The 22,217-nt window shown below is 51.6% G+C and carries 21 protein-coding genes, 1 rRNA gene, 3 pseudogenes and 1 other annotated feature; of the genes and pseudogenes, 12 read left to right on the top strand and 13 right to left on the bottom strand.

Annotated elements, in window-relative coordinates; all coding sequences use genetic code 11:
• The 4 genes from ACQE32_RS18000 to rluD all read right to left on the bottom strand — a co-directional run.
• Positions 1–79, bottom strand: a 16S ribosomal RNA gene (locus ACQE32_RS18000); the annotation flags it as partial.
• A 436-nt stretch (positions 80–515) separates the two neighbouring features.
• On the bottom strand, positions 516–3,089 hold the full coding sequence (gene clpB, locus ACQE32_RS17995; protein ID WP_085070507.1) for an ATP-dependent chaperone ClpB: 2,574 nt from the start codon (positions 3,087–3,089) through the stop codon (positions 516–518).
• A 125-nt stretch (positions 3,090–3,214) separates the two neighbouring features.
• A complete protein-coding gene (gene yfiH, locus ACQE32_RS17990; protein WP_427022204.1) occupies positions 3,215–3,946 on the bottom strand; it encodes a purine nucleoside phosphorylase YfiH in 732 nt (243 codons plus the stop codon).
• On the bottom strand, positions 3,943–4,923 hold the full coding sequence (rluD, locus tag ACQE32_RS17985) for a 23S rRNA pseudouridine(1911/1915/1917) synthase RluD (protein ID WP_426973733.1): 981 nt from the start codon (positions 4,921–4,923) through the stop codon (positions 3,943–3,945). The genes yfiH and rluD overlap by 4 nt, the downstream gene beginning before the upstream one ends.
• Positions 4,924–5,055: 132 nt before the next feature.
• Between rluD and bamD the strand changes: the two genes are divergently transcribed.
• The 6 genes from bamD (at position 5,056) to ACQE32_RS17955 (ending at position 9,944) form a co-directional block, all read left to right on the top strand.
• Positions 5,056–5,787: an outer membrane protein assembly factor BamD gene (gene bamD / locus ACQE32_RS17980; RefSeq protein WP_426973732.1), complete on the top strand. Its 732-nt coding sequence runs from the start codon at positions 5,056–5,058 to the stop codon at positions 5,785–5,787.
• A 267-nt stretch (positions 5,788–6,054) separates the two neighbouring features.
• A complete protein-coding gene (gene raiA / locus ACQE32_RS17975) occupies positions 6,055–6,396 on the top strand; it encodes a ribosome-associated translation inhibitor RaiA (protein ID WP_250652762.1) in 342 nt (113 codons plus the stop codon).
• Positions 6,397–6,517: 121 nt separating this feature from the next.
• Positions 6,518–6,644, top strand: a sequence feature (Phe leader region).
• Complete coding sequence (locus ACQE32_RS17970) at positions 6,522–6,566, top strand: hypothetical protein (RefSeq protein ID WP_418304153.1); 45 nt, start codon at positions 6,522–6,524, stop codon at positions 6,564–6,566. (Overlaps the previous feature by 45 nt.)
• A gap of 23 nt (positions 6,645–6,667) precedes the next feature.
• Entirely contained in the window at positions 6,668–7,828 is a 1,161-nt protein-coding gene (gene pheA, locus ACQE32_RS17965) for a bifunctional chorismate mutase/prephenate dehydratase (protein WP_426973731.1), read from the top strand.
• 108 nt (positions 7,829–7,936) lie between these two features.
• Positions 7,937–8,983, top strand: a complete 1,047-nt coding sequence (locus ACQE32_RS17960; protein WP_427022203.1) for an ABC transporter substrate-binding protein — start codon at positions 7,937–7,939, stop codon at positions 8,981–8,983.
• Between the two features lie 196 nt (positions 8,984–9,179).
• Positions 9,180–9,944: an SDR family NAD(P)-dependent oxidoreductase gene (locus ACQE32_RS17955; protein WP_250650717.1), complete on the top strand. Its 765-nt coding sequence runs from the start codon at positions 9,180–9,182 to the stop codon at positions 9,942–9,944.
• A 58-nt stretch (positions 9,945–10,002) separates the two neighbouring features.
• Here ACQE32_RS17955 and tyrA read toward each other — a convergent pair whose 3' ends face one another.
• Positions 10,003–11,124, bottom strand: a complete 1,122-nt coding sequence (gene tyrA, locus ACQE32_RS17950) for a bifunctional chorismate mutase/prephenate dehydrogenase (protein WP_426973729.1) — start codon at positions 11,122–11,124, stop codon at positions 10,003–10,005.
• 6 nt (positions 11,125–11,130) lie between these two features.
• Positions 11,131–12,210: a 3-deoxy-7-phosphoheptulonate synthase gene (locus ACQE32_RS17945; RefSeq protein WP_426973728.1), complete on the bottom strand. Its 1,080-nt coding sequence runs from the start codon at positions 12,208–12,210 to the stop codon at positions 11,131–11,133.
• A gap of 348 nt (positions 12,211–12,558) precedes the next feature.
• Between ACQE32_RS17945 and ACQE32_RS17940 the strand changes: the two genes are divergently transcribed.
• Positions 12,559–13,107: a GNAT family N-acetyltransferase gene (locus tag ACQE32_RS17940; RefSeq protein ID WP_427022202.1), complete on the top strand. Its 549-nt coding sequence runs from the start codon at positions 12,559–12,561 to the stop codon at positions 13,105–13,107.
• Positions 13,108–13,203: 96 nt separating this feature from the next.
• On the opposite strand, the gene ACQE32_RS17935 is transcribed toward ACQE32_RS17940, so the two are convergent.
• Complete coding sequence (locus tag ACQE32_RS17935; RefSeq protein ID WP_427022201.1) at positions 13,204–14,823, bottom strand: hypothetical protein; 1,620 nt, start codon at positions 14,821–14,823, stop codon at positions 13,204–13,206.
• A gap of 301 nt (positions 14,824–15,124) precedes the next feature.
• Between ACQE32_RS17935 and ACQE32_RS17930 the strand changes: the two are divergent.
• From ACQE32_RS17930 to ACQE32_RS17915, 4 genes and pseudogenes are all read left to right on the top strand, one after another.
• Positions 15,125–15,334 (top strand): annotated as a pseudogene (locus ACQE32_RS17930) (IS3 family transposase); the annotation flags it as partial.
• A 23-nt stretch (positions 15,335–15,357) separates the two neighbouring features.
• Positions 15,358–16,038, top strand: coding sequence for a hypothetical protein (locus ACQE32_RS17925; RefSeq protein ID WP_427022200.1), 681 nt, complete (start codon positions 15,358–15,360; stop codon positions 16,036–16,038).
• A 10-nt stretch (positions 16,039–16,048) separates the two neighbouring features.
• Positions 16,049–16,477, top strand: coding sequence for a WapI family immunity protein (locus ACQE32_RS17920; RefSeq protein ID WP_427022199.1), 429 nt, complete (start codon positions 16,049–16,051; stop codon positions 16,475–16,477).
• Positions 16,478–16,739: 262 nt separating this feature from the next.
• Positions 16,740–17,322: pseudogene (locus ACQE32_RS17915) on the top strand (contractile injection system protein, VgrG/Pvc8 family); the annotation flags it as partial.
• 117 nt (positions 17,323–17,439) lie between these two features.
• On the opposite strand, the pseudogene ACQE32_RS17910 reads toward ACQE32_RS17915, so the two are convergent.
• The 6 genes and pseudogenes from ACQE32_RS17910 to ffh form a co-directional block, all read right to left on the bottom strand.
• Positions 17,440–17,544: pseudogene (locus tag ACQE32_RS17910) on the bottom strand (transposase); the annotation flags it as partial.
• 192 nt (positions 17,545–17,736) lie between these two features.
• On the bottom strand, positions 17,737–18,084 hold the full coding sequence (gene rplS / locus ACQE32_RS17905) for a 50S ribosomal protein L19 (RefSeq protein WP_085070477.1): 348 nt from the start codon (positions 18,082–18,084) through the stop codon (positions 17,737–17,739).
• A gap of 42 nt (positions 18,085–18,126) precedes the next feature.
• The gene (trmD, locus tag ACQE32_RS17900) at positions 18,127–18,891 is read right to left on the bottom strand and encodes a tRNA (guanosine(37)-N1)-methyltransferase TrmD (protein WP_085070476.1); all 765 of its coding nucleotides are present in this window, start codon (positions 18,889–18,891) and stop codon (positions 18,127–18,129) included.
• Positions 18,892–18,926: 35 nt separating this feature from the next.
• The gene (rimM, locus tag ACQE32_RS17895; RefSeq protein WP_085070474.1) at positions 18,927–19,475 is read right to left on the bottom strand and encodes a ribosome maturation factor RimM; all 549 of its coding nucleotides are present in this window, start codon (positions 19,473–19,475) and stop codon (positions 18,927–18,929) included.
• 18 nt (positions 19,476–19,493) lie between these two features.
• Positions 19,494–19,742 carry a 30S ribosomal protein S16 gene (rpsP, locus tag ACQE32_RS17890; RefSeq protein WP_033739514.1) on the bottom strand — a complete coding sequence of 83 codons (249 nt, stop codon included), beginning with the start codon at positions 19,740–19,742 and terminating at the stop codon, positions 19,494–19,496.
• 145 nt (positions 19,743–19,887) lie between these two features.
• Positions 19,888–21,249: a signal recognition particle protein gene (ffh, locus tag ACQE32_RS17885; RefSeq protein WP_085070472.1), complete on the bottom strand. Its 1,362-nt coding sequence runs from the start codon at positions 21,247–21,249 to the stop codon at positions 19,888–19,890.
• Between the two features lie 164 nt (positions 21,250–21,413).
• On the opposite strand from ffh, the gene ACQE32_RS17880 reads away from it, so the two are divergent.
• Positions 21,414–22,202, top strand: a complete 789-nt coding sequence (locus ACQE32_RS17880; protein WP_085072295.1) for a cytochrome C assembly family protein — start codon at positions 21,414–21,416, stop codon at positions 22,200–22,202.
• Positions 22,203–22,217: the final 15 nt, after the last annotated feature.

The following is a 22,217-nucleotide window of genomic DNA, read 5'->3' as shown; positions in this document are numbered from 1 at the left end:
CTCCCTGTTACCGTTCGACTTGCATGTGTTAGGCCTGCCGCCAGCGTTCAATCTGAGCCATGATCAAACTCTTCAATTTAAAAGTCTGATGCTCAAAGAAAAACGTCGTAATGAATTACGTGTTCACTCTGAGACTTGATACTGCAATAGTTTTTGCGATATCCCGTCCGTGAGTGCCCACACAGATTGTCTGATAAATTGTTAAAGAGCGTTGCGACCGGCACCTGATACCGTTGTCGCGAGGTGGCGTATATTACGCTTTCCTCTTTGAGAGTCAACCTCTTTTTCAGAAGTTTTTCTCCGGCGATTCATCTTGCTGAACCGCTCAACACCGCGTGGCGTAAGCCGTTGTGCCGTGTCGATGGAGGCGCATTATAGGGAGTTCTTGAGACCTCGCAAGTGCTAATTTCAAAAATAAATTCAACCGTTCACATTTCGCGCACTATGCCTATAAACCATGCAAAAAAGCACTTCACAGAGACAAAAATGGGCCTTTCGGCCCATTTTTACATGATTTATTGACGTGCTGTAATAATGCCATCCTGCACATCTATATCTATCGCTTTGCCCGGAACCAGTTTTCCAGACAATATTTGTTGCGCCAGCGGGTTTTCTACCTGCTGCTGAATCGCACGTTTTAACGGACGAGCGCCATATACCGGGTCATACCCATTCTGCCCCAGCAGTTTTAATGCCTCTTCAGACATATTCACCGTAAAGCCGCGCTCTTCCAGACGCTTGTACAGCCGTTGCAGCTGGATCTTAGCAATAGAGGCGATATGTTTTTCACCCAGCGGATGGAACACCACAACCTCATCAATACGGTTAATAAACTCAGGACGGAAATGATGACTCACTACCGACATCACTACATCCTTCATTGCGCTATAGTCCAGCTCGCCAAACCGTTCCTGAATCAGATCGGACCCCAGGTTAGAGGTCATAATCACCACGGTATTGCGGAAATCAACGGTACGTCCCTGCCCATCCGTCAGGCGGCCGTCATCCAACACCTGCAACAGAATATTGAAGACGTCAGGATGCGCCTTTTCTACTTCATCCAACAGAATCACAGAATAAGGGCGACGCCGTACGGCCTCGGTAAGATATCCCCCTTCCTCATACCCTACGTAGCCCGGAGGTGCCCCCACCAGCCGCGACACCGAATGTTTCTCCATAAACTCCGACATATCGATACGCACCATCGCGTCGTCGCTGTCGAACAGGAAATTAGCCAGCGCTTTACACAGTTCGGTTTTACCGACCCCGGTCGGCCCCAGGAACAGGAATGAACCAATCGGGCGGTTCGGATCGGATAAACCAGCACGGCTACGGCGTATTGCATTAGAAACCGCTTCTACTGCTTCATTCTGGCCTATGACCCGCTGATGCAGGTCTTGCTCCATGCGCAGCAGTTTTTCGCGTTCGCCTTCCATCATCCGCGCAACCGGAATACCGGTCCAACGCGCCAGTACATCTGCAATCTCAACGTCCGTCACCCGGTTACGCAGTAAACGCATGGTTTTGCCTTCAGACTGCGTGGCTGCCGCGAGCTGTTTTTCCAGCTCAGGGATTTTGCCATATTGCAGTTCAGACATACGCCCGAGATCGCCGGAACGACGCGCCTGTTCCAGCGCAATCTTCGCCTGCTCCAGCTCTGCTTTAATGTTCTGGGTGCCTGAGAGCGACGCTTTTTCCGCTTTCCACTCTTCTTCCAGTTCAGCGTATTCGCGCTCTTTCTGATTGAGTTCGTCTTCCAGCATTTCCAGACGCTTGATGCTGGCCTCATCCGACTCTTTCTTCAGCGCCTGTTGCTCCAGTTTCAGTTGGATAACGCGACGCTCCAGACGATCCAGCGCTTCTGGCTTGGAATCGATTTGCAAACGGATACTGGAAGCGGCTTCATCAATCAGGTCGATTGCCTTATCTGGCAACTGGCGATCGGCGATATAACGATGTGACAGCGTGGCAGCCGCGACGATAGCAGGATCGGTGATCTGTACATGATGATGCAGCTCATAACGCTCTTTCAGGCCACGCAAAATAGCGATGGTATCTTCAACGCTCGGCTGCGCCACGAAGACTTTCTGAAAACGACGCTCCAGCGCGGCATCCTTTTCAATATACTGCCGATACTCGTCAAGCGTGGTTGCGCCAACGCAGTGTAGCTCCCCGCGCGCCAGCGCAGGCTTCAGCATGTTGCCCGCATCCATAGCGCCATCCGCTTTCCCGGCGCCGACCATAGTATGCAGCTCATCGATAAACAGAATAACGTTGCCTTCCTGCTTAGAGAGATCGTTCAGCACCCCTTTCAGACGCTCTTCAAACTCTCCGCGATACTTAGCGCCAGCCACCAGCGATCCCATATCCAACGCCAGTACCCGACGGCCTTTCAGCCCCTCCGGCACTTCGCCATTAACGATACGCTGCGCCAGTCCTTCAACAATGGCGGTTTTACCAACGCCTGGTTCACCAATCAACACCGGGTTATTTTTGGTGCGCCGTTGCAGTACCTGGATAGTACGGCGAATCTCTTCATCACGGCCAATCACCGGATCAAGTTTGCCCTGTTCCGCACGCTCGGTGAGATCGATAGTGTATTTTTTCAATGCCTGGCGCTGGTCTTCGGCTCCCTGATCGTTCACGCCTTCTCCCCCACGCATTTGTTCAATGGCTTTTGTTAGCTTGTCGCTTGTCGCCCCTGCGGATTTCATTAAATCCGCCAGCGAACCGCGCGAATCAAGCGCAGCCAGAACAAATAATTCTGATGAAATAAAGTTGTCGCCGCGCTTCTGCGCCAGCTTGTCGCACAGGTTAAGTACCCGCACCAGATCGGCGGAAGGCTGGACGTCGCCGTCAGTACCTTCTACCTGTGGCAGACGGCTGATAGCCTGCTCAACACCGTTACGTAATCCACCTACATCCACCCCTGCGGTCGCCAGTAAAGGACGCACAGTGCCGCCTTCCTGATTGAGCAAAGCGCTCATCAAGTGAAGAGGTTCAATGAATTGGTTATCGCGCCCAAGGGCGAGGGATTGAGCATCGGCGAGCGCAAGCTGGAATTTATTAGTAAGACGATCCAGACGCATGATTCCTCCCAATACAGGTCAAAATGCTACTGGAGATGAAATGAGGCCTGGCCTCAGATTTTCAAGGTCTTTGATCTGTATTACGGTGAAAAAAAGCGCACCCTGGATCGTCTTGTGGCGTAAGGTTATATCAGCCAGATCAAACTTGCCATACGTCCGGTAGTACCGCTGCGTCGCCAGGAGAAAAAATGAGCAGAATCATGCCAGGTGCAGCGTCCACCCCCGCTAACAGAAGCCACGCCCTGAGCTGCCAGACGCTGACGCGCCAGCTGCCACAGATCGGCATAAAATTTATCGCCAGCAGCACGAAAAGCGCCAGCTGCCGCCGGATCATGGGCCATAAAGGCGGCTCTGACCTCAGGGCCGACTTCAAAGGCTTCTGGCCCTATTGCCGGGCCCATCCAGACGTGAATCTCTTCAGGCGGAGCGGAAAACTGACGAAGCGTATTTTCCAGGACCCCAGCGCAGAGTCCACGCCAGCCCGCATGGGCTGCCGCGACTTCTTTACCATCAAAAGAACAAAAGAGAACCGGCAGGCAGTCGGCTGTCATCACCGCGCAAACCCTTCCGGCCTGATTGCTCCAGACTGCATCAGCGCGACGCGTGGCTGGCGGCCTTTCATCAAGGCGAACAACCTCGGTGCCATGAACCTGCTCAAGCCACCAGGGCATCGCGGGTAAATCGGCCATATCAACCAGGCGTTGCCGGTTAGCCTGCACCGCTGCGGGCTGGTCGCCGACGTGATCGCCCAGGTTAAGCGAATCCCACGGTGCCGCGCTAACGCCACCGGCACGCGTGGTGCTGCAGGCGCGTACCGTTGCTGGTGCTGGCCAGTCAGGAACAATCAGATCGTTCATAGCCAGTCCAGCTGATCCTTAAATGCGTCCGTATCGGCTTTCAGCGCATCAATCAGATCGACCATATCCTGTGGTAGTGGCGCATGCCATTCCATCTCAATACCGGTTACCGGATGATAAAGGCGCAGCATGGTGGCATGTAGCGCCTGGCGATCAAAGCCGCGTAACGTTGCGATAAACGCATCTGAAGCGCCTTTCGGCGGACGCGGACGACCGCCATACAGCGGATCGCCCACCAGCGGATGGTTAATGTGCGACATATGCACACGAATCTGGTGAGTACGGCCGGTTTCCAGACGCAGACGCAGACGCGTATGGGCCCGGAAATGCTCCATAACCCGATAGTGCGTTACCGCATGTTTTCCCATCGGATGAACGGCCATATGGGTACGCTTGGTTGAATGACGACTAATAGGTTCATCAACAACGCCGCCGGCAGTCATATTGCCGATGGCAACTGCCTCATATTCACGGGTAATTTCACGCAGCTGCAACGATTCAACCAGGTGCGTTTGCGCCGGGACGGTTTTCGCCACGACCATCAGGCCAGTGGTATCTTTATCAAGACGGTGGACGATGCCCGCACGCGGTACGTCAACAATGGCCGGATAGTGGTGCAGCAGCGCATTCAGGACGGTACCGTCCGGATTTCCTGCGCCCGGATGCACTACCAGATCGCGCGGCTTGTTAATAACCAGAATATGTTCATCTTCATAGACGATATCCAGGGGAATATTTTGCGCTTCCCAGCGTGCTTCTTCTTCAATTTCCGCCTCGATTGCCACGGCTTCGCCGCCCAATACTTTTTCCTTGGGCGTATCAACGATGTTACCGTTGACGCTCACACGACGATCGAGAATCCACTCTTTTATGCGCGAACGCGAATAATCAGGGAACAATTCCGCCAAAGACTGATCTAAGCGTTGTCCGAGTTGCGATTCGGAGACCGTTGCGGTGAGTTTTACTTGTTGTGCCATAAACAGCTTCTTCGTTAACGTTGGGTTTTCACGGCGATGCCGTTTAATATAATGTGCTATCGTACCTGGTCACTATCGGGAGCTTAATGGACAGCTTCCGCAATAACACACTCTGAGGATAATCAAATCGTCATGACGCGTATGAAATATCTGGTGGCTGCAGCCACGTTGAGCCTGGCTCTTGCGGGTTGTTCAAGCTCTAAGGATCAAGTGCCTGACAGTCCGCCTTCTGAGCTTTATGCAACGGCTCAGCAAAAACTGCAGGACGGTAACTTTAAAGGCGCAATAACGCAACTGGAAGCACTGGATAACCGTTATCCATTTGGCCCTTACGCCCAACAAGTTCAGCTGGATCTGATCTACGCCTACTATAAAAACGCTGACCTGCCGATGGCCCAGGCTGCTATCGATCGCTTTATGCGCCTGAACCCGACACATCCGAACATCGATTATGTTCTGTATATGAAGGGCCTGACGGATATGGCGTTAGACGATTCCGCTCTGCAAGGCTTCTTTGGTATCGATCGCTCCGATCGCGATCCTGAACATGCGCGCACGGCCTTCCGTGACTTTTCTCAGCTGTTGCGTAGCTGGCCGAACAGCCAGTATGCCACCGATGCGCGCCAGCGCTTAGTCTATCTGAAAAATCGCCTGGCAAAATATGAGCTTTCCGTGGCGCAATTCTACACGAAACGCGAAGCCTATGTCGCGGTAGTCAATCGCGTTGAGCAAATGCTGAAAAATTATCCAGATACTCAGGCGACGCGCACCGCGCTGCCGCTAATGGAAAATGCCTATCGCAAGCTGCAACTGAATGCGCAGGCAGACAAAGTCGCAAAGCTTATCGCTGCAAACCAGGCCTGATTAAGCCGCACAGCAAAAAAGCAGCCTGCAGGCTGCTTTTTTGTTTACAAAAACAGCAGGTTTTTCTTTATTCCCTGCTGTTAACTCTCTGAGTTTGCCCTGTGACAAAGGGTTCTACAAGGGGTTTCAGCACATTTACCGTACCCCCTCACAGATTTCATTTCCTTGACAAAAAGTGACAGCTTAATGTGATTTTCGTCACAAAAATCCCTTCTCTTCCCGGTATGCTAAACTTACTACGACGGCAATGACAGAGAGGTAAACATGATGATTGTGAACATTACCAGTAAACAAATGGAAATCACCCCGGCTATCCGCCAGCATGTCGAAGACCGTCTCTCCAAGCTTGAAAAGTGGCAGACTCATTTAATCAATCCGCATATCGTTCTTTCAAAAGCGCCAAAGGAATATGTTGCTGATGCAACAATCAACACGCCTAATGGCCCGCTGGTCGCCAGCGCAACCCATGAAGATATGTATGCCGCTATCAATGAGCTCATCAGTAAACTGGAACGCCAGCTAAACAAAGTTCAGCATAAAGGCGAAGCGCGTCGTGCCGCTGCCAGTGTGAAAGGCTTAACGCCGGTTGATGTTGATGATGAAGTATAAATTCTGATGCGCCCCTGTTTATCCGGGCGCAATTAACGGTACAACGCGCCTGCGGGCGCGTTTTTTATTGACAGTAGCAAAAGGCTACGGTTACTTTAACATCATCCACAACAGCAGGTTATATGATGAAATTTTCGTTTTTCTTCGCTTTCTTTTTTACCTTCCCCTGATTTGGGAGGCGTTTCGTCGCAGAAAAAAGAAAGCGAAGACGAACAATAAAGCCTCCCACACCGGGAGGCTTTTTTATTATGGACATCTGACAGGTAAAGCTATGAAACCGGAAAATCCGCTATTGGCCTTGCGCAATAAAATCAGCGCCATTGATGAAAATTTGCTGGGTTTGCTCGCTGAAAGACGAACGCTGGCAATTGAAGTCGCTAAAGCTAAGATGGCTACGCATCGTCCGGTACGCGATATCGATCGTGAGCGCGATCTGCTGGAGCGCTTAATTACGCTTGGCAAAAGCCATCAACTGGATGCCCATTTTATTACGCGCCTGTTTCAGCTGATTATCGAAGATTCCGTTCTTACCCAGCAGGCGCTGCTGCAAAAGCATCTCAACCAAACCAATCAACAATCAGCGCGTATTGCTTTCCTTGGTCCTAAAGGCTCTTACTCTCATCTGGCGGCGCGTAAATATGGCGCACGCCATTTTGAAAATGTAATTGAGAGCGGCTGTCAAAAATTCCAGGATATTATTCAGGAAGTAGAAAGCGGTCAGGCGGATTACGCCGTGTTGCCGATTGAGAACACCAGCTCTGGCTCAATCAATGAAGTTTACGACCTCCTGCAGCAAACCAGCCTGTCGATTGTCGGTGAGATGACGGTGCCTATCGATCACTGTGTTCTGGTAACCGGCTCGACCGATCTACAGCAGATCGAAACGGTTTACAGTCATCCTCAGCCCTTCCAGCAGTGCAGCCAGTTTATAAACCGTTTCCCGCACTGGAAAATTGAATATACCGAAAGCACTGCGGCAGCGATGGAGAAAGTCGCTGCGCTCAACTCACCAAAAGTTGCCGCATTAGGCAGCGAGGCGGGCGGTGAGCTTTATCATTTGCAGGTACTGGAACGTCATCTGGCGAATCAACAGCAGAATATTACCCGCTTTATTGTCCTGGCGCGTAAGCCTGTTGATGTTTCTGAACAGGTGCCAGCGAAAACCACCCTGATTATGGCCACCGGCCAGCAATCCGGCGCGCTGGTTGAGGCGCTCCTGGTGCTGCGTCAGCACAACCTTATCATGAGCAAACTGGAGTCGCGTCCTATCAACGGCAATCCGTGGGAAGAGATGTTCTATCTGGATGTACAGGGCAACCTACGTACAAATGAGATGCAGCAGGCGCTGCAGGAGCTGCGTGCCATTACCCGTTCGTTAAAGGTATTAGGCTGCTATCCCGGCGAGAATATTGTGCCGGTCGATCCGCAATAAAGCATGCTGCCAACCTGACGGGGTTGGCAGCACGGGTTATTTGCGCCGCATCATTTTTCAGCCCACCCAACGCTGTATAATAAAGTATATAGCGAATCAATGAGGCTTATGATGCTTAAAATTATCTCCCTGCTTTTCTGCCTTGTCCTGCCTTCTTTATACGCGCATGCCGATCGAGAAATTACCGATCAGCTCGGCCGTAAGGTTATCATTCCCGATCGCGTTGATCGCATTGTGGTATTACAGCATCAAACCCTTAATCTGCTGGTACAGCTGGGCGCAACAGATAAGATTGTCGGCGTGCTGAATAACTGGCGAGAACAGCTGGGCGCTGACTATGAGCGTCTGGCACCATCGCTGGCAACCGTGCCTGCGCCTGGCGATTTGACGCATGTTGATCCCGAAGCGCTGGTCGCGCTCCATCCGCAGGTGGTGTTTGTCGCCAACTATGCACCACGCAGCATGATTGAACGTCTTCAACACCTCGGCATTCCTACGATCGCTATTTCCCTACGCAGCGGGAAAGCGGAACAGCTGGCCAAGCTAAACCCGACGCTGGAAGATGAAAATAAGGCCTATGATGAGGGGCTTAAAGCAGGCATCCGCCTGATTGGCACGGTGGTTAATCGCCCGCAGCAGGCCGAAGAGTTGATAACCGCCGCTTTCAGCCAGCGCGAGCTTATTCAGGCGCGTCTGCGCGATATTCCTGACAGCCAGCGCGTGCGGGTTTATATCGCTAATCCTGAGCTAACCACCTATGGCTCCGGTAAATATACCGGTTTGATGATGGCGCATGCCGGCGCGGTGAATGTCGCCGCAGCGACAGTGCTCGGTTATAAACAGGTCTCCATGGAACAGGTGGTAGCCTGGAACCCGCAAGTGATCCTGATACAGAATCGTTATCCGCAAGTGGTTAATGAGATCAAAACGCAGCCGGTCTGGCAGGTAATAGATGCAGTACAGCACCAGCGCGTCTGGCTGATGCCGGAATATGCTAAGGCCTGGGGCTATCCCATGCCTGAAGCAATGGGGCTGGGCGAACTCTGGCTGGCTAAAAAGCTGTATCCGGCAAAATTCCAGGATATTGACATGCAGCAGCAGGCCGATCGCTGGTATATGCGCTTTTATCATACCCACTATCGTGGCGATAACTAACGAGCCACGACGCGCCGGCGAGGTTAGCACCACGTTAGCTTGATGGCATTAACAATTTCTAAAGATTAATAAACCTTTACAAACATAAGCTTATATGCATTTTCGCCTTTTATTGCTGCCGCGTGTCGCTGTTATGCCAGGCTTAACAGGCTGCTAATCATCGGGATTAGCGAGTTGTCAGTAACAAGGAGGCAAAATGGATCGCTTCAGTAACAAAGTCGTTGTGGTTACCGGTGCAGGCTCAGGTATTGGTGCGGCAAGCGCCAAACGCTTTGCGCAAGAAGGCGCAAGTGTGGTGCTGACAGGACGTACCCGGGAAAAACTCAATAATACCTTTGCCACGCTTAAAGCGGGCGATCATCTGGTTGTTGTTGCCGACGTGTCGAAACGGGAAGATGTAGAGGCCCTGGCAGAACAGGTACGCGAGCATTACGGTCATGCGGATGTATTGATCAATAATGCCGGTGTGAATGCATCAGGAAAAATTCATCAAGCCAGCGATGAAGACTGGAAAAAGGTCATGTCTACCGACCTTGATGGCGTTTTCTACTGTACTCGCGCTTTCATGCCAATGCTGCTGGAAAGCGGCGGCAACGTTATCAACATCTCTTCCGTGTCCGGACTGGGCGGCGACTGGGGTATGAGTATCTATAATGCTGCGAAAGGGGCTATTACTAACTTCACGCGCGCTCTGGCGATGGATTACGGTAAAGATGGCGTGCGGGTCAATGCCATCTGCCCGGGCCTGACCATCACGGATATGACCGAAGAGATGCAGAACAATGCCCAGCTGATGGCGAAGTTTAACGAGCGTATTGCGCTTGGTCGTCCGGGTGCAGCAGAAGATATCGCTGCCGCCATCGCCTTCCTGGCCAGTGACGATGCCCGCTATATCACCGGCGTTAATTTGCCGGTTGACGGCGGTATAACCGCCTCTAACGGACAGCCACCGCAGGCGTAACAAAAAAGCCCGTTGTCAGAACGGGCTTTAATTTTACGCGGATTACACCTTCCGCAGGCTACACCCGATTATCATTAGCCGAACGCAGCAGCGAACGGCTTTCCAGCATAAAGCGCGGTGCATAATCGCCAAACCACTGTTCGACTTTACGGAAGCTATCAATAAAGCCCTGTTTATCGCTCCGTTCCAGTAACGCAATGGCTTCACCGAAACGCTGATAGTAACGCTTAATCAACGCCAGATTACTTTCTGAAGACATAATGATATCGGCATAAAGCTGCGGATCCTGTGCAAACAGCCGCCCCACCATTGCCAGCTCCAGCCGGTAAATTGGCGACGAAAGCGCCAGTAACTGCTCAAGCTGAACATTTTCCTCAGCAAGATGTAAGCCGTAAGCAAAGGTAGCAAAGTGACGCAGCGCCTGTATAAAGGCCATGTTCTGATCGTGCTCAGCGGCGCTGATGCGATGTAGCCGCGCGCCCCACACCTGGATTTGCTCCAGAAACCACTGATAAGCCTCTGGCTGACGACCATCACACCACACCACAACCTGCTTCGCCAGGCTGCCGCTGTCGGGGCCAAACATGGGATGCAGCCCTAATACCGGCCCCGAATGCGCCGCCAGCATCGCCTGTAATGGCCGATTTTTTACCGAGGCGATATCCACCAATATGCAATCGTCCGGTAACGGAGGCAGCCGGGCAATCACCTGTTCGGTCAAATGGATAGGCACGCTAACGATAACCATCCCCGCATCCTGCAATAACGACGGCGCCTGCTCCCACTCCTCTTTATCGAGGATTTTGACCTGATAGCCGGAGAGCATTAGCATCTTCTCAAACAGCTGCCCCATACGTCCTTTACCGCCGACGATAATTACCGGACGCAGTTCAGGACAGAGCGTCTTGAAGCCTTTATCATTTTCGCTGGAATAGGATTCCCGCATGACGCGACGCAATATATCTTCAATCAAGTCCGGCGGCACACCGAGCGCCTCCGCCTCTTTACGACGCGAAGCCAGCATGCTTGCTTCACGCTCAGGCACATAGATCGGCAAGCCATAGCGGCTTTTTACTTCCCCGACTTCGGCCACCAGCTGCAGCCGTTTAGCCAGTAAATCGAGCAATGCCTTATCTACCTCATCAATCTGATCACGCAGCGCGTTGAGTTCAGCCACCATCTCTTTTTAACTCTCCTGTGACAAACGCGCCGCCAGTACGCCGCTGAGCTCCCGATGAATACGTTGTAACAGCTGCGCGGTAGTTTCCCAGCTAATACAGGCATCGGTAACCGATACACCATAACGCATCTCACTGCGAGGCTGCTCAGAGGACTGGCTGCCTTCATGAATATGGCTTTCCAGCATCAGGCCGATAATGGAACGGTTGCCGTCCCTGATTTGCGCAACGGCGGATTCAGCAACGCCAGGCTGGCGGCGATAGTCTTTATTTGAATTGCCGTGACTGCAATCTATCATCAGCGCCGGACGTAATCCCGCTTTCAACATCTCGTTTTCGCACTGCTCAACGTCCGCCGGGCTATAGTTTGGGGTTTTGCCACCACGTAAAATAACGTGCCCGTCCGGGTTGCCCTGTGTCTGAAGCAGGCAAACCTGACCGGCCTGATTGATGCCAACGAAACGGTGCGGCATGGCTGCGGCGCGCATGGCGTTAATAGCGGTGCCCAGGCTACCGTCCGTGCCGTTCTTAAAGCCAACCGGCATTGACAGCCCGGAAGCCATTTCACGATGCGTTTGTGATTCTGTGGTACGCGCACCGATAGCTGACCAGCTAAAAAGATCGCCCAGGTATTGAGGGCTGTTGGGATCCAGCGCTTCAGTGGCCAGCGGTAATCCCATTTCAACCAGATTCACCAGCAGCTGCCGGGCAATATGTAAGCCCGCTTCCACGTCAAAAGAGTTATCCATACAGGGATCATTGATTAATCCTTTCCAGCCAACGGTAGTGCGAGGTTTTTCAAAATAGACGCGCATGACGATATAGAGCTGATCCTTCAACTGCTCAGAAAGATCTTTTAACTGACGAGCATAAGCGAGCGCTGCTTCCGGATCGTGGACAGAACAGGGGCCGCATACCACTAACAGACGATGATCCCGGCCGGCAATAATGTCAGAGATGGTCTGACGTGCCACAGCAACCTGAGCCTCTAGCTCGGCGTTCAGCGGAAACTTTTGTTTCAGCTGTTCCGGGGTGATCAAAATCTGTTCTTCTGTGATATGGACATTATTCAGCGCGTCTTTTTGCATGTTGGCGATCCTCTTTCTGGCCTTTTCGTCATTGCGGTGAGCAAATAATGTAACACAGGAAATACAGACCATCACCGATGTGTATATCTTTTTTTACTAGAATAATCCACGCGCCAAATTTATAAATATAAACATATGAATAATATGATTTTATGCATGAAAGCCAACGACAAACCTCAAATCCATTATGTAAAATAAAGTTTACATGTCAGTTGTTCATGTTCTTTAAGAAATGTTAAGCCGCTCCAGGCTATTAGCGAGAAATTAAGCAACAATACTTTTTTTAACAAGCCCTTATAACGCTCTCTTTTCCGCTGGCTATTGAGTAAATGCTTCTACGGAGACTACATGGAAATTTATTTACGGCCGATGCTGGCCACGGATGCCGCTGACTACGCAGCGGCAATTAATGAGTCGCTCTCTTCGCTAAAACCATGGATGTCCTGGGCGCATGAGAATTATCAGCCTGATGAAGCTATTGAATGGTTCCGCCTGATCGATCGTCAACGGGAACAAGGCGAAGCAAATGAAATGGGAATTTTTGCCGTCAGCGATCATCGTTTTCTGGGCGCTGCCGGAATTCGCTATGGGCAAACGCCTGGTGAACACTGCGCTATAGGCTATTGGGTACGTCAGAAAGAACAACGCAAAGGCATCGCCCGTCAGGCTGTGATGCAGCTGGCCAGAGAGGGTTTTCGTCGCCCTGAAATTAACGTCATTGAAATTTTAGCCGCTGAAGCCAACGCGCCCAGCCGGGCGGTGGCGATTAGCTGTGGCGCACAGTTAATCGCTCTGCGTTATGGGCTGATCGTGTTGGACAGCGGGCCTGTTACCGCCGCGATCTATCATTTGCAGCGCGAAGATTTCATCACGGGTCATCCTGCGGTTACGTTATAGGTCATCCCTGACCGGACGCGCGCCATTTCTTATCTGCCGCTATCCTGTTTAACTTTTAACTGGCAGAGCAAGCGTTTAAAGCTGCCCGCCTGCTCATCACGTATTTTTTAACGGCCATTCACCTGACGCTGCGGCAATTTTTTGCTGTGCCTGAAGCGCGCTTAACTCCTCAGGAGAACTTGCTCTGCTAATGGCTGACTGAAAGCTTTCCTGACTGCTGGCACTTTTTGGACGGGCGACAAAAGCGCTATCAAGGCTTTGCTGGGATGCGTTATCGGCTCGTGAAGAGGAAGCGGTCGCCTGATTACCTGACTGGGTTAGCGGGCGCAAAGGAATATCCACTGTCTGATCGGCTGGCGCGTTATCATTGTCGGTAGCCGCTGTTCCGCCCTGCCCTGACGCGCTTGCCGTTAGCGGATTACCGGTTGCCGCGTTTTCAGCGGCGTTATCCTTGCGTCGGCTATTATTGATATCCAGCGCGGGATGCTTATCAAAGAAGCTGTCTATCGCCTGCTCATTGGTGTCGACGGGCTTACCGGCGATGGTTCCCGCGACGCCCTGACCGGCATAAGCAGCGGCAGCACCAAAAAGGTTAACCAACTGCTCGACTGCCTGCTGCACGTTAATATTGCCCGTCTCTTTCTCCATTGCATGACGGGTCATATTGCGCAGACTATTCACGCCCGCCAGACCAGCGCCAAGCGCCATCGTTTCGGCAACCATATTGCCTGACAAAATATTCATGCCACCTTTGGCGAGTTGGCGTGGAGAAACCAAACCCTGCGCAGCGTCCGCTAACCGTTTTGCGCCGCCCTTTACAACCTGATCCATAACCTGAGTGTCATCAAGCTGCCTGAAGCGCTCTTTCCAGTCGGTGCGTCCCAGCAGAAACTCAGGACCATGCAGATTATTTGCTTTGTTCTGTACGTACCCGCTAAGAGCGCCCGCCGCCACGGTCAGCGGCGTACTGGTTGCTGTATTAGCCGCATAGATCTGTTTCTCTGACAGCCCGGCTACGCTGGCTGCTACCGTGCCGGTAATCACATTGCGTGCGTTATAACCGGTTCCGCCCAATAGTGCCTGTTTCATATTGTGGCCCAACCCTTCGCGATGTTTGACCGTTTCCTGCATTGCCGGTTCCAGTTTATCCATATTAGCATCCATCCATTTCGCATCATGCTGCGCATTGGCCGATACCTTGTCCCAGAATGATTTCAGTACCATGGCCGTGCCTCCGCCGATGGCACCGTTAACCGCCTCAGCGGTCAGCGTGCCTGGGGGAAAACCAAAGTAGTTGTTCGCTACTTTTGCCAGTGCTTCTGCCGGAAAAGAGGAGGTTGCAAAGGCAACCGCGCCCAGCGCGCCCAGGGCTGCATCGGTAGCAGCATCAAGCTTCTTGCCTTTCGTCAGTACGCTGCGGGCGCTGTCCGGGTTGTAACCCATTTCGTGCAGTTCGGTGGCGCGCGAATCAATCAGCGCTTCCATTCCTTCACCGGCGGTGAAAAATTCCTTCATCAGGTTTTTCAATTCGGTGATGTTCTTCTGGCGTTGTGCATCAACGCCTCCTGCTGCCGTTACAGTGCCTGCATGCCCGGCAGCGCTGGTCCCGTGGCTACGCACGCCCTGTGTCTGGCTGCTGCCTGCAGCATCGGTCTGGTTATTGATTGGACGGGAAAAATTTTGCACCGCCGGTTGACGCTGAATGCCGTTAGTCATGTTCGATAGACTCCAGAGTTAAATCAACAAGGATTCGGTTGCGATAAGGTCATCGCCACGCCGATTGCTGAAGGTTGTTAGTTCAAACTCGTGTTTAATCTGGTGAAAAGAACATCAGTACAACTAATACACGATTCCCTTTGTGTAGACTGCGGGCATAAGAGGTTCCGCCGTTTATGACATTTTTTATACAACTGCCGGCTGGCGCAATGAATTAGCGAAGCTGGCTAAAGAGCCACACTTTTTTGCGCATAAAAAAGGGGAGTGCTATGACGTTCATGCTGCGTGGACATTAACAGGACATATGGAACGCTTCTTCAGAAGCCTTAAGAACGAGTGGGTGCCAGTGACGGGTTACACAAGCTTCAGCGATGCTGCCTGGGCAATAAAGGACTATATCGTAGGATATTACAGTGCGCTCAGGCCACACGAATATAACGGTGGATTACCTTTAAACGAATCGGAAAATCGATACTGGAAAAACTCTAAAGCGGTGGCCAGTTTTAGTTGACCACTACAGTCCAAAAGGAAATCATGACAATGAGTGTTGGATTAATTACAGACGAACCAGGACGTTTTTACACCTTCCAGTCAATATTGCCAGCCGGTGAATATTTCGAATTTCGCCCCCGCAACCCTCCACTGAACTCAAAACCCATCGTTGATGACGAAAGCGGGATGTGTATTGGTTATTCCGTCGCTCAGGCTCACGGTTTGTGGCAAATTTATGATGCCGATGGCGTGTTTGTCAGACTGGAAGAAGCGCCATTAGAAGCTCCTCTCATTGACCCTACAGACCTCGCTTTAATTGCCTTTGGTGCATTTCGACTTTTTCGGGCTGGTAAAGCGTTACTTGAGAGTGGTGTCAAAACGGCTGTAACCGTCAAATTGAGTCAGGCCACCATCAGTATCTTGCGTGGCCGCCTTAAAATGGGCTTATCAGCTCGCGCGCTCAGGATGAGTGAGTCATCGGCAAAACATATGCTAACCCCCGGCCGCTATGTGCCTTTACAGATTCAGGAAAAGGCCATTCGTTATGGTATCAGAACGCCAGCCCCTCTAAAAAAGCCAGGGCTTTTCCGGTACGAAGCTCGTATGTATAAGCTTGTGGAAGACAGGCAAAATAAAGGCACTTATATTTACAAGTCATACCGTCTTGAGGTTTTGGTCAGGGAAGCTGACTGGACTATCATGCATTTTCAGTACATGCCGTGAAGAGGGGATCATGATAGATATCACAAGCGGTAACAGACACCTTAAATTAACGCCTTATGAAAGACTGACTGAGCCCGAAGAGCCTACCTATAGCCGTATTATGGTATGGGTTGAATTCTCAATCCCTGCCTTAAAAACGGAGTTTGCTGCAGAGTTTTTTGTCGGTCAGTTAGAGCAATTCAGGAATGATACACATGGTTTCCATCAGACCTTAAAGTCAGGGGCGAAATTTAAGGATATTAATTTAACCTCGGCATTCGAGCAGGTTGTGCTTAAGTTTCATCAGGCACATTTTGCCGGGGCTGTTGGCGTCAGCATGGTACTGAAGCCTGAAAACCATGCTGACAGTATTACGCTTGAGGATTCCTTCGATATTGATGAAAGTTACTTTCCCGACCTGCTCTCTGGTCTGGACGACATCATTTCATGGCAGAACTGATTCCTGAATTAAGCAACAAGACCGGCAGTCAGAATGCCGGTTTTTTTGTGCCATTTATCCGGGACTTTCCCGTTTTTAAGCGATGCATGAAATCACCGGCTGACGTCTGTCATTGACCGCCATCGAGCTGATGGCTGACGAGGGCAGAGCGTGACCGCTGATTGACGGAACCGGTATGATCCACGGCATGTATGTCATCGATAAAGTGACCCATACGCACACCAAATTATTCAGCGACGGCGCGGACAGAAAAATCGAGTTTAGCTGCAAGACGGCCAGTGGCAGGACCATTCCACTGATGCCCCTTGAACGCGGCGACGGCGACCGGCACCAGTTTGCGATTGCTGACCGCGAAGCCTACACCGGCGTCACGGCGAAATGGTTGCACACCAAAGCCCCGAAACCACAAAAGCAGAAGGTGAAGCTCAAGCGCAAGCCTAAAGAGCAGCATCTGCGCGCGCTGCAGCACTCAAAAGCCACCAAAGTCACGGCAAAACCCAAAGCTAAAAAAGAGCAGGAAGCGCGCGAGGGCGAGTACATGGTCGGTGAGTCTGACAACGTGCTGGAGCTGACGACCATCTACGCGACAAAGGCGCAGGCTATGCGCGCCGCTCAGGCAAAGTGGGACAAACTACAGCGCGGAGTTTTCAATGTCGCTGGCGATTGGCCGTGCTGATCTATTTCCTGAAACGCCGATAGCGGTCAGAGGCTTTAAGCGCGTTATAGACGAACAGGCGTGGATAATCAGCCGGGTGGTGCATAACCTAAACGGGAACGAATACACAACGGGCTTAGAGCTTGAGGTTAAGCTTTCGGATGTGGGGTATGAGCAAGCTGAGGAATGAAAAAGTGCAAACTTCATCTTGCAAAAGCAAGATTGTGGTTTGTCATCCCGACAAGATCACGATTGCGGGGGATAAAATGATGATGCACTATCCACTATGTCAGGATGCTTCACATGCACGGTCAACCTTATCCCGAAGTATCTTAAAGCGATACTTCGGCGTCCAGACTATGTGGTATTTGCAACGCCAATATACATGTAATGAACTCCTGTAAAGCCCCATGTCGGTTTGTCTCCTTTTACTTGTGGTGAGTAAGCAGAGATATTCCGACATGGGCATTCTTCGGGCTATAGCCTTACAGGATCAATCACCACCTCCCCAGGAGGTGGTTTAAGGGTGACAATAAAAAAAGGGGTTAGCTTGATGCTAACCCCTTTATTGCTATTAACTTTAAGATGTCGCTTACGCGAGCTCTTAGTTAAGGCGCTCTTTGATACGAGCTGCTTTACCAGTACGCTCACGCAGGTAGTACAGTTTCGCTTTACGCACGGCACCACGACGTTTCACGGTGATGCTGTCAATGACCGGTGAGTGAGTCTGGAATACACGCTCAACACCTTCGCCATTGGAAATTTTGCGAACAGTGAATGCAGAGTGCAGACCGCGGTTACGAATAGCGATAACCACGCCCTCGAATGCCTGCAGACGCTTTTTAGAACCTTCAACGACCCATACTTTCACTTCCACGGAATCACCCGGACGGAAAGAAGGTACGTCCTGCTTCATCTGCTCTTGTTCGATTTGCTTGATAATGTTGCTCATAATTAAATCTCTTATCCTGGGTAAACTGATCTTATCGGAAGGCTAGCCTTCCGCATCATAGTTTTGTTGCGCGCTGAATTCCTGCTGGAACTCGCTAAGCAACTTTGCTTGCTCTTCAGTCAGAGCCAGGTTTTCCAGAAGTTCAGGTCTTCTAAGCCAGGTACGGCCAAGCGACTGTTTCAGGCGCCAACGGCGAATTTCAGCATGGTTGCCCGACAGTAATACTGGCGGAACCTCCAGCCCTTCCAACACTTCAGGGCGGGTATAATGCGGACAGTCCAGCAAACCTTCAGAAAACGAATCTTCTTCGGCTGACGCCTGCTTGCCCAGCACACCAGGTATAAACCGGGCAACTGAATCAATCAACGTCATCGCTGGCAACTCTCCACCGCTGAGTACGTAATCCCCAATCGACCATTCTTCATCGATTTCAGTCTGGATCACGCGCTCATCGATCCCTTCGTAGCGTCCGCAAACCAGAATTAATTTCTGCTGCGTTGCCAGTTCGCAAACTCCATCTTGATCGAGCTTGCGCCCCTGAGGTGACAGATAAATCACCTTAGCGCCCTCTCCCGCCGCCGCTTTCGCTGCGTGGATGGCATCCCGTAAGGGTTGTACCATCATCAACATCCCCGGACCGCCGCCATAAGGACGATCGTCCACGGTGCGATGCCGGTCATGCGTGAAGTCACGCGGACTCCAGCTTTGGACGCTGAGCAGGCCATTTTTTACTGCCCGGCCAGTTACCCCGTAGTCGGTAATAGCGCGAAACATCTCTGGAAACAGGCTAATTACACCAATCCACATAGAGCACGCCGTTGGATTACCGTTTTGTTCGGAGGTCAAAAACCAGGATCCCAATCTACTTCAATGGTGCCGGTAGTGAGATCGACTTTCTTGATAACCTGTTCATCAAGAAACGGAATTAACCGCTCTTTCACACCGAACGCATCTTTCAGGTTTGCCTGCACGACCAGTACGTCGTTTGAGCCGGTTTCCATCAAATCAATGACTTTTCCCATTTCATAGCCGTCAACGGTAACTACTTTGCAACCCATGAGGTCTTTCCAGTAGTAATCACCCTCTTCCAGCTTCGGCAACTGCGTGGAGTCGACTAAAATTTCACAGTTAGTCAACTGAGCCGCCGCATCACGATCATCAATGCCTTTGACTTTGATGATGATGTCCTGATTGTGGTGCTTCCAGCTTTCCAGCTCAATCTGCTGCCATTTACCGGCGCGTTGAATGAACCAGGGCTGGTAGTCAAAGATGCTGTCGGCATCTTCGGTGGAAGAAAACACTTTGAGCCAACCCCGAATGCCGTAGGCCGCTCCCATTTTTCCCAACGTAACGGGATTAACGGGAGGCTGTGTGGCGAGTTGTTTGCTCATGCTAACCACCGTGACAGATTAAGCTGCTTTTTTAGCTTCTTTGATCAGCGCGTTAACGCGATCGGACAGCGTAGCGCCCTGGCCAACCCAGTGCTCAATACGGTCCAGGTCCAGACGCAGTGCTTCAGCCTGACCAGATGCGATCGGGTTGAAGAAGCCTACACGCTCAATGAAACGACCATTGCGTGCGTTGCGGCTGTCAGTAACGACAACCTGATAGAACGGACGCTTTTTCGCGCCGTGACGTGCCAAACGAATTGTTACCATAACATCCTCTTCAGTTAATAAAACAACCGGGCCCCATCGAGGAACGGGGCCCGGGTGTCGTATAAAAAGCCCGAAAATTTTACTCATTTTGGCGCAAAAAGCAATCTAAAGTGAGCAAGCTGTCGGGACTTTACATTGGAACGGCTTAACGCCCCGGAAAGCCCGGTGGCATCATGCCCTTCATTCCACGCAGCATTTTTGACATGCCACCCTTTTTCATCTTTTTCATCATGCGCTGCATATCGTCGAATTGCTTGAGCATACGGTTGACATCCTGCACCTGCATACCGGAACCTGCGGCGATACGACGCTTGCGTGACCCCTTGATAATCTCAGGTTTTTCACGCTCTTTGCGCGTCATGGAGTTGATCATCGCCTCCATGCGCACCAGTACTTTGTCATCCATCTGCGACTTAACGTTATCCGGCAGTTGCCCCATTCCGGGAAGTTTTCCCATCAGGCTGGCCATACCGCCCATATTGCGCATCTGTTTTAGCTGTTCCAGAAAGTCATTCAGGTCAAAGCCGTCGCCTTTCTTCAGCTTGTTCGCCAGTTTTTCTGCCTGGGCACGATCGACTTTGCTTTCAATATCTTCGATAAGCGACAGTACGTCGCCCATGCCGAGGATACGTGACGCCAGACGATCGGGATAAAACGGCTCCAGCGCTTCGGTCTTTTCACCGACGCCCATAAACTTAATCGGCTTGCCGGTGATATGACGAATAGAGAGCGCCGCACCGCCGCGAGCATCACCGTCGACCTTGGTCAAAATAACGCCGGTTAACGGCAGCGCTTCGTTAAACGCCTTCGCCGTGTTTGCCGCATCCTGACCGGTCATGGCATCGACCACAAACAGCGTCTCCACCGGATTAATCGCGGCGTGTACCTGTTTGATCTCATCCATCATAGCTTCATCTACGTGCAGACGGCCGGCGGTATCCACCAGCAGCACATCGTAGAATTTAAGCTTTGCTTCTTTTAGCGCGTTGTTAACGATATCAACCGGCTTCTGGCTCAGGTCAGACGGGCAAAAATCCACGCCTACCTGCTGTGCCAGCGTTTCCAGCTGCTTGATCGCCGCCGGACGATAGACGTCGGCAGAAACAACCAGCACTTTTTTCTTGTGCTTTTCACGCAGGAACTTACCGAGCTTACCAACGCTGGTGGTTTTACCCGCACCCTGCAGGCCGGCCATCAGCACCACGGCTGGCGGCTGCGCGGCGAGGTTAAGGGCATGGTTTTCCGATCCCATCGCCTCAACCAGCTCATTACGCACAATTTTGATAAACTCCTGACCCGGCGTCAGGCTTTTATTCACTTCGTGCCCAACCGCGCGCTCTTTTACGCGGTTAATAAATTCACGCACTACCGGCAGCGCAACGTCCGCCTCCAGCAGCGCCATGCGCACTTCACGCAGGGTTTCTTTGACGTTTTCTTCGGTCAGCCTTCCGCGGCCGCTGATATTGCGCAGGGTTTGCGACAATCGATCGGTTAAATTATCAAACATTGTCTCTCGCTCAAGATAAAACAGAGCCGCCTGGGCGACACAATGTGGTGGATTATAACACGAAGCATTGGCGATCTCTGCAATCCACAATGAGAACGTTTGGAGCAAACTCCGGCTGGCGCTATACTGCGTTTTTCTTCATCTTTCCGATATTTGACCATTCTATGTCTGCTTTCGCGATTCTGGCGCTCTTTGCCTACTCATTTAGCCTTGCTCTGATCATTCCCAGCCTGCTGCGGAATAACGGCGCCTGGCGACGCATGGCCGTTCTGTCGGCAACGCTGGCGTTGGCGGCGCATGCGGTGGCGCTTCAGCAGCGCATCTTCGTTAATGGCGCTCAAAACCTTAGCCTGCTGAACATTGGTTCGCTGGTAAGTTTGCTGATCTGCATCATCATGACCATTGTCGCTTCGCGTAATCGTGGCTGGCTGCTGCTGCCGATTGTTTATAGCTTTGCGCTTATCAATCTCGCCTTTGCGACCTTCGTGCCGAATGCGTTTATTACGCATCTGGAAACCACACCTGGCATGATGATCCATATCGGGCTGGCGCTTTTTGCCTATGCCACGCTGATTATCGCCGCACTCTACGCGCTGCAGCTGGCCTGGATCGATTACCAGCTGAAAAATAAGCGCTTAGCCTTTAGTAACGATGTACCGCCGCTGATGACCATCGAGCGCAAAATGTTTCATATCACGCAGGTTGGCGTCGTACTGCTGACGCTGGTACTCTGTACTGGCCTGTTTTATATGGATAATCTCTTTTCCCCCGAAAACGTAGATAAAGCCGTGCTGTCGATTCTGGCCTGGTTTGTTTATATCGTTTTGCTCTGGGGACACTATCATGAAGGCTGGCGTGGACGCCGCGTCGTCTGGTTTAACTGTGGTGGTGCGCTGTTGTTGACCATGTCTTACTTCGGCAGCCGCGTACTACAGCATCTGCTCACTCACTGATTGATAAAAGGATTT

Source organism: Pantoea sp. FN0302 (assembly GCF_050113775.1).
GTDB lineage: Bacteria > Pseudomonadota > Gammaproteobacteria > Enterobacterales > Enterobacteriaceae > Mixta > Mixta alhagi.
Note: the sequence above shows the minus strand (reverse complement) of the source record. Positions and strands in the feature narration are given on the sequence as shown.

Excerpts from the sequence above, each read along its gene's own strand:
- trmD (WP_085070476.1), bottom strand. The coding sequence starts at position 18,891 with ATGTGGATTGGTGTAATTAGCCTGTTTCCAGAGATGTTTCGCGCTATT.
- ACQE32_RS17940 (WP_427022202.1), top strand. The coding sequence starts at position 12,559 with ATGGAAATTTATTTACGGCCGATGCTGGCCACGGATGCCGCTGACTAC.
- raiA (WP_250652762.1), top strand. The coding sequence starts at position 6,055 with ATGATTGTGAACATTACCAGTAAACAAATGGAAATCACCCCGGCTATC.
- rimM (WP_085070474.1), bottom strand. The coding sequence starts at position 19,475 with ATGAGCAAACAACTCGCCACACAGCCTCCCGTTAATCCCGTTACGTTG.
- ACQE32_RS17960 (WP_427022203.1), top strand. The coding sequence starts at position 7,937 with ATGATGCTTAAAATTATCTCCCTGCTTTTCTGCCTTGTCCTGCCTTCT.
- tyrA (WP_426973729.1), bottom strand. The coding sequence starts at position 11,124 with ATGGTGGCTGAACTCAACGCGCTGCGTGATCAGATTGATGAGGTAGAT.
- yfiH (WP_427022204.1), bottom strand. The coding sequence starts at position 3,946 with ATGAACGATCTGATTGTTCCTGACTGGCCAGCACCAGCAACGGTACGC.
- ACQE32_RS17880 (WP_085072295.1), top strand. The coding sequence starts at position 21,414 with ATGTCTGCTTTCGCGATTCTGGCGCTCTTTGCCTACTCATTTAGCCTT.
- rluD (WP_426973733.1), bottom strand. The coding sequence starts at position 4,923 with ATGGCACAACAAGTAAAACTCACCGCAACGGTCTCCGAATCGCAACTC.
- ACQE32_RS17955 (WP_250650717.1), top strand. The coding sequence starts at position 9,180 with ATGGATCGCTTCAGTAACAAAGTCGTTGTGGTTACCGGTGCAGGCTCA.
- bamD (WP_426973732.1), top strand. The coding sequence starts at position 5,056 with ATGACGCGTATGAAATATCTGGTGGCTGCAGCCACGTTGAGCCTGGCT.
- ACQE32_RS17925 (WP_427022200.1), top strand. The coding sequence starts at position 15,358 with ATGACAATGAGTGTTGGATTAATTACAGACGAACCAGGACGTTTTTAC.
- rplS (WP_085070477.1), bottom strand. The coding sequence starts at position 18,084 with ATGAGCAACATTATCAAGCAAATCGAACAAGAGCAGATGAAGCAGGAC.
- ACQE32_RS17935 (WP_427022201.1), bottom strand. The coding sequence starts at position 14,823 with ATGACTAACGGCATTCAGCGTCAACCGGCGGTGCAAAATTTTTCCCGT.
- pheA (WP_426973731.1), top strand. The coding sequence starts at position 6,668 with ATGAAACCGGAAAATCCGCTATTGGCCTTGCGCAATAAAATCAGCGCC.
- rpsP (WP_033739514.1), bottom strand. The coding sequence starts at position 19,742 with ATGGTAACAATTCGTTTGGCACGTCACGGCGCGAAAAAGCGTCCGTTC.
- ACQE32_RS17945 (WP_426973728.1), bottom strand. The coding sequence starts at position 12,210 with ATGCAAAAAGACGCGCTGAATAATGTCCATATCACAGAAGAACAGATT.
- clpB (WP_085070507.1), bottom strand. The coding sequence starts at position 3,089 with ATGCGTCTGGATCGTCTTACTAATAAATTCCAGCTTGCGCTCGCCGAT.
- ACQE32_RS17920 (WP_427022199.1), top strand. The coding sequence starts at position 16,049 with ATGATAGATATCACAAGCGGTAACAGACACCTTAAATTAACGCCTTAT.
- ffh (WP_085070472.1), bottom strand. The coding sequence starts at position 21,249 with ATGTTTGATAATTTAACCGATCGATTGTCGCAAACCCTGCGCAATATC.